Below are 17189 nucleotides of genomic sequence, written 5' to 3'. Positions count from 1 at the left end.
AGTGGTGAGTGCTCGCCTTTCCGTGTTTGATGGGTCAATGCCGAAACGGCCAGCCCTCGGGGGAAGTGAAAATGGACGTGCCGATTACCGCGCTTACCCGTGACGATCTGTCGCGACTGGCAATTAAAGAAAGTTCAAATGGTTTCCTGTTGCCAGCGGCCGCCCGGTACAACCTGACGGTAATAATCGACTTCCCTTGGTTGCCAGGAGACTTACTTTCCATCACGTGGGCCGGGACTCCAGGTTCCGGTTCCTATACGTCGCCGCGCATACCGATCGGCGGATTTAAACCCCCTTTCACGACCCACATTAACAATATTCTGGTGGCTTTCAATCTCGGTCGGACTGTCATCGTCAGTTACACGCTTTACCGTGGCACTGAACCTCCTGTGGTATCGCAACCTTTGCCGCTCTTCATACCGCTCATAAACCAACTTGATCTGCCCCTGCCGGTGATCAAAGAGGCAAACGACGAAGGTGGGGGCACTCACTTGGATGTGAGCGATCTGACTGAGGTTACTTTACGTATCCGGTCATGGCTGCTGAGCAGGCGCGAGCAGTTCTTCTGGCTCCTGCTCACAGGCGTGAAAGCCGACGGCAGTGTCTGGGAGGCCTGGTATTGGCAAGCACCGGGAAATATTGTTGGTAATGAATTCAGCCTCGGGTATTACGAACAAAAGATCCCTGCCGCGCCGCTGCAAGGTCTGCAAAATGGAAGCGTGTTGACAATGAGGTTTTGGGCCGGTCTGCAGAACAGTCCGGATCGGTCCGATGCCCAGGCATTTGCACATCGTAACTACATCGTCCTGACGGACCCTGTGAGCGCGCCAAGGATCGAACGGATCACTGATCCGCTCGATCAGGAGATCGGCGAAGATGGCGACACGCTTTTCACCAGCGCCACATTGCACGGTGCCGCGACAGAAGAAGTCAGCGTGTTTGACGGGCAAGCGCCTCTGGGCAGGGCGCCGGCCATAGCGGGCGTATGGAAATTTCCGGTTACTGGATTGACCCAGAGCCCACACATCTTTAAAGGTCAATACGCCGGTGGCGGGGTATCCAATACTCGGACGATCAACGTTCTGGAAAACCGCGAAGTACGGATCAAGGAATCAACCGGCAACACTCATTTGAATCCTTCTGCGTCCATTAATACGCTGACGTTTGTGCTCGATTATCCGAGCCAGCCTGCCGACCTGGTCAGCGTGCGCTGGATCGCCGCGCAAGGCACGCCAGCGGCAGGTTCGTATACATCGCTGCCGGTCGCTGTGGGTGCCACGCCCAGGGAACTAACGGCGCCTGTCTCTCTGGTGGCCTTCAGCATCGGTAAATCCGTTGAAGCTACCGCCTCCTACGTACGCGGCGGTGCACCGGCGGTGCAGTTGCAACCCTTGGCGCTATCCGTGCTGCCGATCCCGAGCAACTTGCTCATATCCCCAGTGATCGACGAGGCCAAAGACACTCTCGAACTGGACAAGAAGGACATCGTGACCGGAGCGAACCTGACTTTCGGCAACTGGATACACATAGCGAGAGGCCAACGACTGGAACTCACCCTGATGGGCTTCACGGCCAATGGCATCGAGAACAATCGAAGTATCTGGACACCCGATCGCAATTCGGTTCATCAGGCCTGGGTCTTGAATCGAGGCTACACGTTCGGACTCCCGCTCGACTATCTGCTGTCGCTCGGGGTCGGGACATTGGTGAGCATCCTGTTCACAGTGAGAACGGATCAAGTGCCAAGCTCGACGGCAGTCACGGTTTTCGAACCGCGTCGGTACACCATCGTGGACTCGCGCTGACCGGAGGAGGGAATAAGGATTTCGGCTTTGGACGGTTGGGACGCGGAGCATCCCGGCTGCATTCCCATGCAGAACGTGGGAGCGATCGATCAAGAGCAAAGAGAGCACACCCATCCAATTTCCCCCCGATCAATCGTTGCACTATTCCCTGCAATGATTGATCAAGGGTGGATCCATGAACGCTGTACAACGCAATGACCAGGCGCAGAACCTCGGCCTGCTCTTACTGCGGGTGACCGGCGGGTTGTTTCTGCTGTTCGTCCACGGCTTGCCCAAGTTGCTGGACTTCACTGCGCAGCTGCAACAGATCGAAGACCCGTTCCACCTCGGTGCCCACCTCACTTTGATTCTGGCGATCTTCGCCGAAGTCCTCTGTCCGCTGCTGATCGTCGCCGGGGTGCTGGCGCGATTGGCCTGCTTGCCTATTCTGTTTGTGCTGCTGGTGGCGCTGCTGGTCGTGCATCCGCAATGGAGTGTGGCCGAAGGACAGTTCGGCTGGTTGCTGTTGATCCTCTTCACCACTGTACTGATCGCCGGGCCTGGACGGCTGGCGCTCAATGCGCGTTTGCCCGGAGTGCTTCGTTATGCCTGATACCCCGTCCCTGAGAAAACCGGGAACCGAAGAAACCGTGACGCTGATCGTCAAGCACCGGGTCAAGGCCGGCTTCGAACGAAATGATTGCCACAGTGCCGGACTACGCCGCGTGTGCGCTGGTCGAAGGCTGCAACCTGCGCGCCGAAGATCCACCGTTCCCGATCGATGCCGCGCAGCTGTCGATGGCCTGGAGCGGGGTGCACGACAACGACCCGGCCGAGCGCTGGCTGCGCTCGCGAATCAGCCAGTTCATGGCGGCGCCGCTGGATATACCGGCGGCCTGATGCCGTTCGTCGATAACTGGCATTCACCTGTAAGTTCTGGCGATCCGGTGCGCGACCGTTCGTCGTGAATATCAGCGCACCTGTCAGATCTGACAGGTGCGCCAAGACCAGTTTAGCGGTTTGCTGTCACCTGCCCCCAAATAAATGCACAGGTGCACGGCTTATGAACCTCCCCGATTCTGATGACAACGGCGTACTTCAGATATCTGCGCCCTTCGTAGTCGACGCCACCATTCCTGTCAATGGCGCAGCAATAGGCGTCCCGTTGCGTATCTATGACGATGTGGTCGATGGTCTCGGGGCGACCGTGACAGTCGATCCACCGTTGAGCGGAACGGTTGACCCAGGCGATGTCATGCGATTGATGCTGGAGGGCGAGACGGCAATTCTCGACAGTCACATCTTCGGTGATGTCGACGCTAAAGTGTTCATGCGCATCCCCAAGGGCCGGCTGCCATTCGCCAGTGTTTTCGGGCTTTACTGCGAGGTCATACGAGGCAGTCAGAATGTCGGTACTTCGGCGACTGTAACAGGGCTGTACAACAAGATTCGTCCGGGCCACGAGGCCGCCAAGCCCACCAACGGAGTGCATTCGGAACTGAAGCTGCGCTTGCCCGAGACCATTTTGAAAGGCGTCACTGCCGACTTCGTCAGCGCTCAGGTTTGTGTCAGTTACCCGTATTGCCGGGCCTACGACGTAATCACCCTGCGGTGCAACGGCAAACGGCTGAACTACACGGTCAGCGCGACCGAAGCACCGCCTCCGCCCAATCCGGGCTCGGCGGTGCCCATCACTGTATGTTTCACCGTTACCCGGGCCTATCTGGACAGTGCGAAGTGGCCGGATCAGACCCTTGAGTTTGATTACACCGTCACCGACCAATTGGGTAACACTGTTGATCCAGATGCCATCTGGTCGGCTTCGCAGGTCGTTGAAGAGAATCTGGACGGCACCCGATTCCTGCCACTGATCTATCGGGAAGTTCCAGGCGAATCGGGAGATGTCTCGGAAACCATCGACTTGTCGAAACTCGACAGAAATCCCCTGTCGCTGATCGTGCTCACCAACGATAGCCGCATGCGACCCGGCGATATTATCAATGTGACCTACATAGCCAGAGTGCCTGGTCAACCGGATGAAGTGGTAAAGGTCAGCGGTGAAATCGAGGCAGATGCGTTCGGACAGAACCGGCCATGCGTCCTGCAAGTGCCCTATGACCGGGTAATCCCCGGCAGTGCGGTGACGTCGAATTATGAAGTGATACGCGGCGGGGTGCGGATCGGCATTGCCAGTTCCGCCCTGGCGCAAGTGGTGGGAGAAGGGCGGCCGGATCTGCCACAGCTTCGGTTTCAAAAGTCGGTCAATGGCGTCTACGGCCCGGATGATCCGGCGAATGCTGGCGGTGCGAATCTGCAGGTCGAACTGCTGGGCTTTCTGCCGGGAGACAGGGTGCAACCATTCTTCGAGCAGCCGTCCGGAGCGGGTGTACCGTCATTCGAGGCCAAGGCCCTGAACGCCAACAGCCGTGCCAATTATCCGGTGGACAAGCAGTTCATCGAAAATCACCGGGGTGAAACCTTCAGGTTTTTCTCCCTTTTGTACCGCAATGGCCAGACCTATAAGTCGCCACCCTTGTCCGTGTTGATCAGAGAAGCTGCACCCCGGGTCGCGCCGCTGGTCGTAGGTTCACGCGGTACCACCACACGTTACTGGTCGAACAACGGCAGCTCGCGCTTACTGACGGCGCTCGATCCTGCCAGCCTTAGCCCCATGGAAACGGTATGGCAGTACGACGGCGACAGTCAGCAACTTCACGGTTCGCGTTTTGACGACACGCAACCCCGACGTCTGCTTCGGGTCGGTAGCGGTGAGTTTCAGGTGCTGCTGCAACGCGCCAATATATTCGGTGGTGGCTGGGGTGATCCCGCCGCACCCGGCGAAGCCAATGCGGTATTTGCGGCCCTGCGCGATTCCGGAGGGCTGGTGGCCTGGGGGTTGAACCGCTATGGAGGCACTCTGCCGGCGGCCATCGCTGCACTTGGGGATGTAACCGAAGTCTTTGGCGGTGCCCGAGCCATGGCTGCTTTGCGTGCGAATAATACGGTCGTGGCGTGGGGCGATGCCGCTTACGGAGGCGTTCTGTCTGCCGCAGTTTCGCGTCTGACCGATGTGGTCAGCGTCACTGCGGGTGGTTATGGCGGCGCGGTGATTCGCAGCAACGGCCAGGTGGCTGCCTGGGGCGACGTCCTGTTTGGCGGATCGGTACCCGCCGCCATTGCAGCGCTGACCGACATCGTCAAGGTCAGCGCCACGGTTTCCGCATTCGTGGCACTTCGTGCCAATGGGCAGATTGTCGCTTGGGGTGACGCCCGATTTGGCGGTACGTTGCCTGTCGGGATTGCGGCGCTGCGCGACATCGTCGCGGTGACCTGCAATCACAATGCATGCGCGGCATTGCGAGCCAATGGCGCCGTCGTCGGCTGGGGCGAAGGGGTGTCGGGCGGCACCGTGCCTGCCAACATTGCCGGACTCACCAGCATTGTCGAAGTGATCAGCTCCGGATCGGCGTTTGCCGCGCGGCTCACCAGTGGACAAGTGGTCGCATGGGGAAATCCGAAAGCCGGTGGTGTGGTGCCGCCGCGGATTGCTGCGTATGCCAATGTCATTGAAATCATCGGCGGCGGCTATGGTTTTGCGGTCCGCCTGGATAACCATCAAATCGACACATGGGGCGATTCAGCCCAAGGCGGGCTGGTTCCGGCTTCGGTGGCCCGACGTACGGACGTCATGCAAATCGCCAGCACCAATGGTGCCTATGCGGTGCTCTATGCAGACGGCACGGTCGAAGCGTTTGGCAACCCGGTGTGGGGTGGCGATATCAGGTCTCTAGCCGGTCAGTTGACAGGGGTCAGATCGATCACCGGCAACGCCCAGGCGTTTGCTTTCCTGACGTTCGATCGCCGCTTGATCACCGCAGGCTTGCCGGGGGGCGGGGGTAACAGCGATGCGGTTCAGGATCCCCTGTTTCGACAGTTGTCCTATCAGCTCAATTGATGCTGCACGCACTTTTACAGCAGGAGCTGCCGCAGGCTGCGATCGTTTGATGTCGATTTAAAAACAGGATCAAAAGATCGCAGCCTGCGGCAGCTCCTACAGCACATATGTCCAATTTTCCTGCGCCCGTAACGAGCATGATTCAACCCGACAAGAATGAAAGGGTAGGGTCATGAACGCTTTCCAAAAGGAGGAACGGGTGCACGACGCCGGCCTGCTGTTCCTGCGGGTCAGTGGCGGATTGTTTCTGCTGTGGGTGCACGGCTTGCCCAAGCTGTTGAACTTCAGCGCGCAATTGCAACAGATCGAAGACCCGTTCCACCTCGGTGCCCACCTCACGTTGATCCTGGCGATCTTCGCCGAAGTCGTCTGTCCGCTGCTGATCGTCGCCGGGGTGCTGGCGCGATTGGCCTGCTTGCCTATTCTTTTTGTTCTGCTGGTGGCGCTGCTGGTCGTGCATCCGCAATGGAGTGTGGCCGAAGGGCAGTTCGGCTGGTTGCTGTTGATCCTCTTCACCACTGTGCTGATCGCCGGGCCTGGACGGCTGGCGCTCAATGCGCGTTTGCCCGGAGTGCTTCGTTATGCCTGATACCCCGTCCCTGAGAAAACCGGGAACCGAAGAAACCGTGACGCTGATCGTCAAGCACCGGGTCAAGGCCGGCTTCGAACAGCCCTACGAAGCCTGGCTGCGCAATATCGTCAGCGTGGCGGGGCGTGAAGAAGGGCACCTGGGTGTGGACGTAATGCGCAGTAAACAGGGTGGCCTCGCGCTGTTCACCTGCGTGCTGCGTTATTGCTCGACCGAGGCGATGCAGCGCTGGCTCGACTCCCCACAGCGTCAGGCGCTGATCGAAGAGGCCACGCCGATGCTCGCCGACGGCGACCAGACCGAGGTCAATGCGGCCAACGAGTTCTGGTTCACGCCACTGGTCGACGCTGCCACGCCACCACCACGCTGGAAGCAGGCCGTCGTGACGCTGTTCGTGATCCTGCCGCACACCTTGTTGGTGCCGCTGATCTGGGGGCCGCTGCTGCAACTCAATGCATTCCTGTCCAACTATGTGGTCGCCACGTTCCTGATCACCCTGACCATCGTGGTGTCGGTGGTGTACGTCTGCATGCCGGCCGCCACTCGCTTGTTCGCGCCGTGGCTGGCGGCCACTCAGCCCCATGAGCACCTGGAATCCAACGCCCATCCGCCGCGCTGAAGGGGCGGATACGGACTTCGTTTCACTTATCTCGAAGGAACTGCGATGAACGCCGATCTGATTCTGTTCAATGGCCAATTTCATACGGTAGACCGCGAAAAACCTCTCGCCAGTGCTGTGGCGATCAAGGACGGACGCTTTGTCGTCGTCGGCAACGACACCCAGGCCATGGCCCTGCGTGGTTCGGCCACGCAAGTGATCGACCTGCACGGGCGCTGCGTGATCCCCGGCCTCAACGACTCGCACTTGCACCTGATTCGTGGCGGCCTCAACTACAACCTCGAACTGCGCTGGGAAGGCGTGCCGTCGCTGGCCGATGCACTGCGCATGCTCAAGGAGCAGGCCGACCGCACGCCGACCCCGCAATGGGTGCGCGTGGTCGGTGGCTGGAACGAATTCCAGTTCGCCGAAAAACGCATGCCGACCCTCGAAGAACTCAACCAGGCCGCACCGGATACCCCAGTGTTCGTCCTGCACCTGTACGACCGCGCCTTGCTCAACCGCGCCGCCCTGCGCGTCGCCGGTTACACCCGCGATACGCCGAACCCGCCGGGTGGCGAGATCGTGCGTGATGCCAACGGCAACCCGACCGGGATGCTGGTGGCAAAACCCAACGCGATGATTCTGTACTCGACGCTGGCCAAGGGGCCGAAGCTGCCGCTGGACTATCAGGTCAACTCGACCCGCCAGTTCATGCGCGAACTCAATCGCCTCGGCCTGACCAGCGCGATCGATGCCGGCGGTGGTTTCCAGAACTATCCCGACGACTATCAGGTGATCGAGCAACTGGCCAAGGACGACCAGTTGACCGTGCGCATCGCCTACAACCTGTTCACCCAGAAACCGAAAGAAGAGCTGACCGATTTCCAGAACTGGACCGGCAGCGTCAAGTTGCACCAGGGCGATGACTTCCTGCGCCACAACGGCGCCGGGGAAATGCTGGTGTTCTCGGCAGCGGACTTCGAAGACTTCCTCGAACCGCGCCCGGACCTGCCGCAGAGCATGGAACAGGAGCTGGAGCCGGTGGTGCGCCACTTGGTCGAGCAGCGCTGGCCCTTCCGTTTGCACGCCACGTACAACGAATCGATCAGCCGCATGCTCGACGTGTTCGAGAAGGTCAATCGCGATATTCCGTTCAACGGCCTGCCGTGGTTCTTCGACCACGCCGAAACAATCACCCCGCAGAACATCGAGCGGGTGAGGGCACTGGGCGGCGGCATCGCGATTCAGGATCGCATGGCGTTCCAGGGCGAATACTTCGTCGACCGTTACGGCGCGAAAGCCGCCGAAGCTACGCCACCGATCAAACGCATGCTCGCCGAAGGCGTGCCGGTGGGCGCCGGCACCGATGCCACGCGGGTTTCCAGCTACAACCCGTGGACGTCGCTGTACTGGATGGTCAGCGGCCGCACCGTCGGCGGTCTGGCCTTGTACGAAGAAGGTTTGCCGCGCACCACCGCGCTGGAACTGTTCACCCACGGCAGCGCCTGGTTCTCGTCCGAGCAGGGCAAGAAGGGCCAGATCAAGGTCGGGCAACTGGCGGATCTGGCGGCACTGAGCGCGGACTTCTTCCACGTCGAGGAAGAAGCGATCAAGTGGATCGAGTCGGTGCTGACCGTGGTCGGCGGCAAGATCGTTTACGCCGCCGGCGATTTCGAAGACCTCGGCCCACGCTCGATCCCCGTGCTGCCGGACTGGTCGCCGGTGGTCAAGGTGCCGGGCCACTGGCGCCCGAATTCGCCTTTGCAGGCGCAAGTGCATCAGTGTGTCGGTGCCTGCGCGGTGCATGCGCACAGCCATGAAAAAGCCCGACTGTCGAACGCTCCGGTCAGTGACTTCGCCGGTTTCTGGGGCGCGTTCGGCTGTTCCTGTTTCGCGTTCTGATCACTACAAAAAAGCGCCGGCCACCCGGTCGGCGCCTCATGCAACAACCATCCACCGAGGAGTTTCCCATGAGCGTTCCCTACAAGCGTCTGAACAAAGATGATGCGGTCGTGCTGCTGGTCGACCACCAGACCGGTCTGATCTCGCTGGTACAGGATTTCTCGCCAAACGAATTCAAAAACAACGTGCTGGCACTGGGCGACATCGCCAAGTTCTTCAAGCTGCCAACCATCCTCACCACCAGTTTCGACGCCGGCCCGAACGGCCCGATCGTGCCTGAGCTGCGCGAGCAGTTCCCGGATGCACCGTTCATTCAACGTCCTGGCCAGATCAATGCCTGGGACAACGAGGACTTCGTCAAGGCAATCAAAGCCACCGGCCGCAAGCAACTGATCATCGCCGGTGTGGTGACTGACGTCTGCGTGGCGTTCCCGACCCTGTCGGCCATCGCCGAAGGTTTTGAAGTGTTCGTGGTGACCGATTCTTCCGGCACCTTCAACACCACCGTGCAACAAGCGGCGTGGGCGCGCATGTCGGCGGCCGGTGCACATCTGCTGAACTGGTTTGCCGTGGCCTGCGAGCTGCAAGGCGACTGGCGCAACGACATGGAAGGCTTGGCGCACCTGCTGTCCGAACGCCTGCCGAACTACCGCAACCTGATCAACAGCTACACCAAGTTCACTGCCAAGTGATTGCTTGAACTGAAAGTGCCCGCTTGATTGCGGGCATTTTCATGTGCAGTAAAAAGTGGCGTAATCCACCACCTCCTGTGGCGAGGGAGCTTGCTCCCGCTGGGCTGTGCAGCAGTCCCCGAAATCTGTGAGCGCTGCGCACTCAAGCGGGAGCAAGCTCCCTCGCCACAAGGTATGGCGTCCACCTGTTTGTCAGGGCTAGCGCTTTTGCAACCAGCCGAGAAACCCACCCTTGCGCACCGCCACCGGTTTGGCCATCAACGCCAGCCGGCTGTTCTGCTGTCGCACGGCCTGCAATTTGTTCAACGCCTGGCCGACTTCGCTGCGCTGTTCCATGCACTGACGGGTCAGGTTCTTGTCGAGACGGTAGATGATCGAAGAGGTCAGCGCGGTAAACGTTGCTTGCGAAGGCGTATCTGCAAGGATGCTTTGCTCACCCATGACCTCGCTCGGCCCCATGCGCCCGGCCTCGCTGAAGCCATTGCCATCCGGCACGCTGGCGCTGACTACGCCGGTGGCGATCACGAACAGGCTGTCCGGCACCTCCTCCAGATTGAGCACCACCTGCCCGGCGCTGTACTGCTGCGCGACCATCGATTCGGCGAGGCGATCACGTTCCTCATGGCTCAGCGAGCGGAAGACTTTCACTTCATCGAGCAACGCCCGGGCGCGGGTCGAGGGTTCGATCACACCGTCCGGATGCCGGGAAATACCTGCAGCTTCGAGATGCCGGTGGGCGAGGTCGAACAGTTGATTGCGCACTTCGCCTTTCTTGCCCAGCTCGGCGATGAAACCGCTGGCCACGTATTCCGACATTTCGTCGCCGGCCTCTTTCAGCACCGCTTTCGGTGCGGGCGTCAGCAACAGACTGCTGCTGCCTTGGAGCGTGCGCTCGAGGGCGTCGAGCACCCGACGCGGGCGAATGTGGTTCGGCACCTTGATGCTGATCGACACGCCGTGCAGGTTGTTCGGGCGACTGAGGTTGACGATCTTGGCCTTGGCCGCCACCGAGTTCGGCACCACGGCCAGAGTGCCGGTGCTGGACAGCAGATGCGTGGCACGCCAGTTGATGTCGAGCACCTTGCCTTCAACGCCGTCGATGACCACCAGATCATCCACCTGATACGGCTTGGTGGTGTTGAGCACGATGCCGGAAAACACGTCGGCCAAGGTGCTTTGCAGCGCGAGACCGATGACGATGGCCACCACGCCCGAAGTCGCGAGCAGGCCTTTGACCGGCAGATCCAGCACATAACCGGCCGCTGCGACGATGGCCGCCAGAAACACCAGCGCGCCAATCACGTCCTGCAACAGCCGACCGCTGTGGCCGATGCGTCGCATCAGAATCAGGCCGATCACTTCGGTCAGCACCCGCGCGGCGTACAGCCACCAGAGAATGCCCAGCGCCGTCGCCCCGAGCTGTGCCACCGGGTCATCGGCAAACAGTGGAGCCTGCAACGGGCTGACGCCGGCATTGATGGCCAGCGCGCTGAATGCCAGAAACAGCACCAGCCGCACACCGACCCGCGGCGCGCGGTGCTTGAACGGGGCGAGGTGCCAGAGCAGGGCGTCGAGCAGCAACAGCGCGGCGCTCCAGGACAGCAGGTGGGTGAGGAGGATGGACATGGCGATCTCCGGAACTGCATGAACGTCGGTGTTGAAGAGGCTTTTGTGGTGAGGGGATTCATCCCCGATGGACTGCGCAGCAGTCCCCTGCCTTTTTGGTTAGCAGTGGGGTCGCTTCGCAACCCATCGGGGATGAATCCCCTCACCACAAGGGTTCTTGCAATCAAAAAACTCGCCACACTGTTGGGTGTGGCGAGGGAGGGGGCCTCAGTTCAGATGCGTCTTCAGCTCAGCCGCGGCCTGGCGCACGGCCGCTTTCACTTCGGGAATCTGACTCAGCGGATTGAGCAAGCCAAAGTCATGAATCATCCCGTTGTACCGCACCGAGGTCACCGGCACACCGGCCGCATCCAGATGCCGTGCGTAGCCTTCGCCTTCGTCACGCAGCACGTCGAATTCGGCGGTCTGTACCAGCGCGGCGGGCAGGCCCTTGAGCTGTTCGGCGCTGGCGTTGAGCGGCGAGGCGTGGATCTGCGCGCGTTCGGCCGGGTTGGTGGTGTAGTTGTCCCAGAACCACTGCATCATGCCCTTGGTGAGGAAGTGGCCCTCGGCAAATTGCTGGTACGAGCCGTTATCGAACCCGGCGTTGGTCACCGGCCACATCAGCAACTGGAAGCGCAGGGCCGGGGTTTTCTGTTCCTTGGCCATCAACGCCACGACCGCCGCCATGTTGCCGCCGACGCTGTTGCCGGCCACCGCCAGACGCTTGCCATCGACCCCGATCTGCTTGCCGTTTTCCGCGACCCATTTTGTCGCCGCATAGGCCTGGTTGATCGCTGTCGGGTACTGCGCTTCCGGCGACGGCGTGTAATCGACGTACACCGCGACCGCTCCAGAGCCGACCACCAGATCGCGAATCAGGCGTTGGTGAGTCGGGTAATCGCCCAACACCCAACCACCACCGTGGAAGAACATGAACACCGGCAATTCGCCTTTGACCTTGGCCGGCCGCACCACTTTCAGGTTGATGGTCTGGCCATCGACCTTGATCGCCTTGTCGCTGACTTCAACCCCGGACAGGTCAACCTTCACCGACGCCTGGGCACCGGTCAGCACCGCACGGGCATCCTTCGGGCTCAGCTGTTCCAGCGGTTTGCCACCGCCGGCGGCGAGGGCTTCGAGGAAAGCCTGGGTGTTGTGTTCGACGCCCGGGCTGCCGGCGGCGAATGCGTTGCCGATGGAGAGGGCGAGGAGGGATGCGGTCAGGGTTTTTTTGATGTTCATGCTCAATTCCATTTTTTGATTGGTCGTGTTCTCTGTAGGAGCTGCCGAAGGCTGCGATCTTTTGATCTTTAAAAGATCGCAGCCTTCGGCAGCTCCTACAGGTTTGGGGTTGGTTTCAACACCGTGAACACAGATTAATGAGCTGTCGAAATGTGAAAAAGCGGCTATAAAGCGTTTAACTGTCCACCAGAGAGTGACAATGAACCCGTTCGAAGACATGCGTATTTTTTGCCAGGTCATGGACTCCGGCAGCTTCACGGCGGCGGCTGATCAATTGGGCCTGTCCAAGCAGTTCGTGAGCCGCCGCTTGATGCAGCTCGAAGAGCGCCTCGGTGTGCGCTTGTTGAACCGTTCCACCCGACGCCTCGACGTCACGCCACTGGGTCAGAGCTACTACGAGTCGGCGCTGCGCCTGCTCGGCGAAGTGGAGCAGGTCGAACAGGGCATCGCCGGGCAGACCGCCGAGCCGCGCGGGACGATTCGCCTCAGTGCGCCGCTGTCGTTTGCCGTGGCGCATCTGGGTTGTCTGTTGCCGCTGTTTTTGCAGCGCTATCGCGATGTCACCGTGGAAGTGGATTTGAGTGATCGCCCGGTGGACCTGCTCGGCGAAGGTTATGACCTGGCGTTGCGCATCGGTGTGCTGGAAGACTCGACGCTGATCGCCCGGCGCATCGCCGCCATCGAACGGGTGTACTGCGCCAGCCCGGCGTATCTGGCCGAACGTGGCACACCGCTCTACCCCGAAGACCTGCACAGCCACGACTGCCTGCCGTACGGCCATGGTCGTTCGGTGCAATGGCGCTTCAACGCGGGGCAGGGCAAGCCGCTGCTGGTCAACGTCACCGGGCGCATGCGGGTGAACAACGGCGAGTTGCTGCGCGATGCGGCGGTGCAGGGAATGGGGATTACCTATCTGCCGACGTTCATCGTCGGCGCGGCGCTGAAGGACGGGCGACTGCTGCCGGTACTCGACGACTACAGGCCCGAGCCGCTGACCCTGTCGGCGGTGTATCCGCAACATCGCCAGGCGTCGCGACCGGTGCAGGCGCTGGTCGAGTTTTTGCGCGAGCGCCTGAATCAGATGTAAGCGTTCCGAACTACAGGAGTGAGCCTGCTCGCAATAGCGGTGTTTCAGTCGATGATGATTTGGCTGAACCGCCACAATCGCTGGCAAGCCAGCTCCCACAGTGGATCGGCGGTGCGGCTTACAAAGTCGCAACAACCGTATTGATTGGGCTGTTCTAGACTCGGGGCCGCTCAATCACGAGCATCGTCCGGAGTGCGCCATGGAAGTGCCCAACAATAAAACCGCTATCGACAGCAATCGACAGGCGTGGAACGATTCCGCTCGCCATCACCGTGAATCGGCGGAATGGCAAGCGCTGTTGAACGACGTTTCGCAGGCAGATTTTTCCTGCCTCGACGATACCTTGCGCGGTCTGCTGGAACAGGTCGGTGTCGTCGGTAAAGAGTTGATTCAACTCGGTTGCAACAACGGTCGCGAAAGCCTGTCGCTGTTTGCCCTCGGCGCGCGCAGTGTGGTCGGCGTCGATCAATCGGAGGCGTTTCTCGAACAGGCTCGCGAATTGAACCAGCGCTCGCCGTACAACGCTGAATTCATCGAAAGCGATATCCATCACCTGCCGGCTGCGCTGCACAGCCGCTTCGACGTGGCGCTGATCACCATCGGCGTGCTGAACTGGATGCCCGACATCGGCGAGTTCTTTCGCCACGTGGCGTTAACCCTGAAACCGGGCGGCAAACTGGTGATCTATGAAACCCATCCGTTTCTGGAAATGGTTGATCCTGAAGGCGAAGACCCGTACCGCCTCGCCAGCTCCTACTTCCGCGCCGAGCCATTCGTGCAGGAAGAACCGATTGTCTACGTCGGCAAGGTCGAGCAGCAGGCGGCCAAGTCCTACTGGTTCGTGCACACCCTCGGCGCGATCTTCAGCGGCGCCATCGCCGCCGGCCTGAACATCGCACACTTCAGGGAATATGCGCATTCGAATCGCGAAGAGGTGTATGACCAGTATCTGAATCGCGAGGCGCAGATGCCGTTGTGCTTCACCTTGGTCACCAGCAAGGCCTGAAGCTTTCCATCGCTCCAACCGGCCATATCGCTGGCAAGCCAGACTCCCACAGTTTTTTGGTTCGCACGAAAATAGCGAGGACACCTGAACACCTGTGGGAGCTGGCTTGCCAGCGAAGGCGTCGATAAGGTTTCAAGTCTGGCTGAAAGAATGAAAGTCGACTTCGACCGTTTGACCCTTCTGAATGTTCGAGCAAGCCTGTGCCACATAGCCGATGGTTCGAAGCAACTCTTCATCGTCGTCATCGCTTAGCACTTGTTTCAGATACTCACGAATTGCCGCGACATCAACGAGTAATGACGGCAACTCTAGGCTGGTGAGTTTGTAGCTCAACTTTCTGCTCCCTTCTGTTTTTGCGCCAATTTACTTGATCAAGCCATTGGCAACAGTCAGGCATAGCCTTTAGGGCAGGAGGGCGATTCTTTTTCGGCTGTGGGCAAAGTCCTGTGTTACGCAATCCACTGTAGGAGCGAGCCTGCTCGCGCTGGCGGCCAAATGGCCGCCAGCGCTTTTACGACCGAATGACGCCTGCGCCGCCGCACTCACCACTGGCCGGCCAGGTTTGCGCAGGGGGGCCAGACGTGAGCCGCCATAGCGGCTTTCGCGGTAGAAGCGCCAGCGGCCGAACAGGCCGTAGACGTGGGTGACGCGGCCCTGTTCGTGATAGCCCGTGCGGATGTGCAGCTTCAGCGCCGGGATGTTGCGGGTTTCGCAGACGTCGACGACTTTGTCGCAGCCTTGAGCCGCCATGGCTTCCCAGAGGGCGACTTGTACGTCTATCAATCGAGTGCCGCGGCACCCCGTAAAAAATCCTTGTTCAAATCGGCATAGGACACCCGCGGCACCCCCGTCAGCCGCTGCTCCAGCACGCGGTTCAGGGATTCTCCGGGGTTGAGATAGGCATCGCCGAAATCGCTGTCGAGCTGATTGGGGTGGGCGACGATTTCCAGCACGCCGTCGCTCGGTGCGGGGGCGTTGCGCAGGTCCACTGGCGTGCATACGTAGTCCGCCGTCGCGCCGGCCAGGCTCTGCAAGCGCCAATTGAGCAAACCTTTGAACACGCGTTTTGGCAGACTGAGGTTCTGCCCCAGATTGCGCGCCAGGCGAATCGGCACGCCTTGCTGAGCGGCAAACCGCGCGACGATTTCACCAATCGGCCAGATGTTGTGCACGTGTTGGTGCGAATCGATGTGGCTTGGCCGTAGGCCATGCGCGACGCAACGCTGCCACTGCGCCTGCAACTCTTCTCGTACTGCGTCGCGATCTTCGCGACTCAGCCACAGACTATGGCGTGGCAGGCTCAGATCGAACACGCCATGCCCATCGCAAAAGGTTCGGCTGCGCAGAATCGAAGCACTCAACGGCCGGCCGTAAGTCAGATTGAAGTGCAATCCGACCCGACCTTGCAGCGACGCATGTCGGGCCATCACACAGGCCGCCTCAAACGCCGGCATGTTGGCCATGGCCGTGGCCGAGCTGATGACCCCAGCCTGAAACGCGGCGAAGATCGTCGCGTTTTCGTTCGGGCTCAAACCGAAATCGTCAGCGTTGACTATGACTTGGCGAGGCATGATCGCCCTCCGTGGTGATGACGACAGGTGTCGGTGCCGGTCTGGCCGCACGTCGCGCGCGCCATTGCTGCACCGTCGGTTTCAAGCGATGCCAGAGGCGCAACCCCAGCCCCAGCAATATCCCGCTGGGGCGCCAGGAATAGAAACTCCAGCGCCAGTGCTCCAGTTGGCCGGTCATGCGCTCGTGTAACTGGTGGCTGGAGTTTTCCAGGCTGACCCGCGAGGCATCGATCCAGCGCCATTGCTCATCCAGCCCCCAGCGAATCCATTCCTCCAGCAACACCCGGCCGCTGCCCAGATCGGCGTATTGCGGCAGGAACGCGAGGTTGTAATCGTAGAGTCGACCCTGTTCCAGCAAGCCGAGGCGATAGCTGATGCAACGCCCGTTGAGTTCCAGCGTCACCACCCGCACCAGGCCCTGGCCGGCGAGGGCGGTGAAGGCGCGTTCGATCCATTGCCGACTGCGCTCGCTGGCGAAGATTCCCACGCCTTCGTCACCTTTCCAGCTCACTGCTTCGACTTCGCTGATCGCCCGCAACAGCGGACCCATGCTCAGCGAATCGGGGGTAATGCGCCGCACCAGGGCGCCACACGCGGCAATCCGTTTGCGCGCCCGGCGCAGTTTGTAGCGCGGGTCACCGGAGACTTCCTGATGATCGGCCTCGCTGATCAGATGCACCGGCACCCGACAACTGAGACGGCGTTCGCCCGTGGAGCTGTGGGCCATCCATGGGGTGAGAGTGCTTTCTTCACCCGCAGGCTCGGATAACTCGTTGAGTTGCAGCAGCGCGTGCGGCAGGTGTCGGCGGATCAGGCGCAGGGCTTCGCGCATGTCATCGCCCTTGAGCAACGACAGCAGCGCCAGTCGGTCCGCCAGTGGATGGCCCAAGTGATGCAACACGCGAAACGGCACACCGGCAAAGCGCTCGCGGCCCGCCACCAACGGCAGGCACAGGCGCAATTCGTCCGCTTCCCAACCGAGCAGGATGTGCAGGCTCTCGCCCGCGCTCAGTGCCTGCTCTGCCGCGCACAACCAGCCCAGGTGGTTGAACGGCGTGTGATCGGTCACCCGCAAGCGCAGCGCCTCATAGGCGACTGCCGGAAAGTCGGCGGCGCACAGTGAAGTGCGCCATTCGAATCGCGCCGTCATGG

General features: G+C 60.6%; 14 protein-coding genes and 2 pseudogenes. 10 read left to right on the top strand and 6 right to left on the bottom strand.

All coding sequences use genetic code 11. The features are described 5' to 3' along the window. The first annotated feature begins 71 nt into the window (after positions 1-71). From AC193Q_RS09835 to ycaC, 8 genes and pseudogenes are all read left to right on the top strand, one after another. Positions 72-1805: a hypothetical protein gene (locus AC193Q_RS09835; RefSeq protein WP_483879465.1), complete on the top strand. Its 1734-nt coding sequence runs from the start codon at positions 72-74 to the stop codon at positions 1803-1805. Between the two features lie 175 nt (positions 1806-1980). After that, positions 1981-2397, top strand: a complete 417-nt coding sequence (locus tag AC193Q_RS09830; RefSeq protein WP_047293330.1) for a DoxX family protein — start codon at positions 1981-1983, stop codon at positions 2395-2397. 71 nt (positions 2398-2468) lie between these two features. Beyond that, positions 2469-2684 (top strand): annotated as a pseudogene (locus AC193Q_RS09825) (LysR family transcriptional regulator); the annotation flags it as partial. A gap of 163 nt (positions 2685-2847) precedes the next feature. Beyond that, the gene (locus AC193Q_RS09820) at positions 2848-5739 is read left to right on the top strand and encodes an RCC1 domain-containing protein (RefSeq protein ID WP_483879464.1); all 2892 of its coding nucleotides are present in this window, start codon (positions 2848-2850) and stop codon (positions 5737-5739) included. Positions 5740-5911: 172 nt separating this feature from the next. Further along, positions 5912-6328, top strand: coding sequence for a DoxX family protein (locus AC193Q_RS09815; protein WP_121186214.1), 417 nt, complete (start codon positions 5912-5914; stop codon positions 6326-6328). Further along, positions 6321-6947: an antibiotic biosynthesis monooxygenase gene (locus tag AC193Q_RS09810; protein WP_121186212.1), complete on the top strand. Its 627-nt coding sequence runs from the start codon at positions 6321-6323 to the stop codon at positions 6945-6947. The genes AC193Q_RS09815 and AC193Q_RS09810 overlap by 8 nt, the downstream gene beginning before the upstream one ends. Before the next feature lie 45 nt (positions 6948-6992). Further along, on the top strand, positions 6993-8831 hold the full coding sequence (locus AC193Q_RS09805; protein ID WP_198758486.1) for an amidohydrolase: 1839 nt from the start codon (positions 6993-6995) through the stop codon (positions 8829-8831). A 68-nt stretch (positions 8832-8899) separates the two neighbouring features. Further along, positions 8900-9523 (top strand): isochorismate family cysteine hydrolase YcaC, encoded by a 624-nt coding sequence (gene ycaC, locus AC193Q_RS09800; protein ID WP_041066222.1) that lies wholly within the window; start codon positions 8900-8902, stop codon positions 9521-9523. Positions 9524-9721: 198 nt separating this feature from the next. Here ycaC and AC193Q_RS09795 read toward each other — a convergent pair whose 3' ends face one another. Further along, positions 9722-11149 (bottom strand): mechanosensitive ion channel family protein, encoded by a 1428-nt coding sequence (locus tag AC193Q_RS09795; RefSeq protein ID WP_121186208.1) that lies wholly within the window; start codon positions 11147-11149, stop codon positions 9722-9724. Positions 11150-11356: 207 nt separating this feature from the next. Further along, complete coding sequence (locus AC193Q_RS09790) at positions 11357-12373, bottom strand: alpha/beta hydrolase (RefSeq protein WP_108183146.1); 1017 nt, start codon at positions 12371-12373, stop codon at positions 11357-11359. Between the two features lie 199 nt (positions 12374-12572). On the opposite strand from AC193Q_RS09790, the gene AC193Q_RS09785 reads away from it, so the two are divergent. Further along, positions 12573-13460, top strand: coding sequence for a LysR family transcriptional regulator (locus AC193Q_RS09785; RefSeq protein WP_121186206.1), 888 nt, complete (start codon positions 12573-12575; stop codon positions 13458-13460). Between the two features lie 199 nt (positions 13461-13659). Next, the gene (locus AC193Q_RS09780; RefSeq protein ID WP_121186203.1) at positions 13660-14466 is read left to right on the top strand and encodes a class I SAM-dependent methyltransferase; all 807 of its coding nucleotides are present in this window, start codon (positions 13660-13662) and stop codon (positions 14464-14466) included. A 132-nt stretch (positions 14467-14598) separates the two neighbouring features. On the opposite strand, the gene AC193Q_RS09775 is transcribed toward AC193Q_RS09780, so the two are convergent. From AC193Q_RS09775 to AC193Q_RS09760, 4 genes and pseudogenes are all read right to left on the bottom strand, one after another. Beyond that, positions 14599-14799 carry a transcriptional regulator gene (locus AC193Q_RS09775; RefSeq protein ID WP_121186201.1) on the bottom strand — a complete coding sequence of 67 codons (201 nt, stop codon included), beginning with the start codon at positions 14797-14799 and terminating at the stop codon, positions 14599-14601. A gap of 192 nt (positions 14800-14991) precedes the next feature. Further along, positions 14992-15246 (bottom strand): annotated as a pseudogene (locus tag AC193Q_RS09770) (N-acetyltransferase); the annotation flags it as partial. After that, on the bottom strand, positions 15246-16037 hold the full coding sequence (locus tag AC193Q_RS09765; RefSeq protein ID WP_483879463.1) for a ChbG/HpnK family deacetylase: 792 nt from the start codon (positions 16035-16037) through the stop codon (positions 15246-15248). The pseudogene AC193Q_RS09770 and the gene AC193Q_RS09765, both read right to left, overlap by 1 nt. Then, on the bottom strand, positions 16009-17187 hold the full coding sequence (locus tag AC193Q_RS09760; RefSeq protein ID WP_047293344.1) for a GNAT family N-acetyltransferase: 1179 nt from the start codon (positions 17185-17187) through the stop codon (positions 16009-16011). The genes AC193Q_RS09765 and AC193Q_RS09760 overlap by 29 nt, the downstream gene beginning before the upstream one ends. Positions 17188-17189: the final 2 nt, after the last annotated feature.

Source organism: Pseudomonas sp. F2, assembly GCF_057174385.1.
Note: the sequence above shows the minus strand (reverse complement) of the source record. Positions and strands in the feature narration are given on the sequence as shown.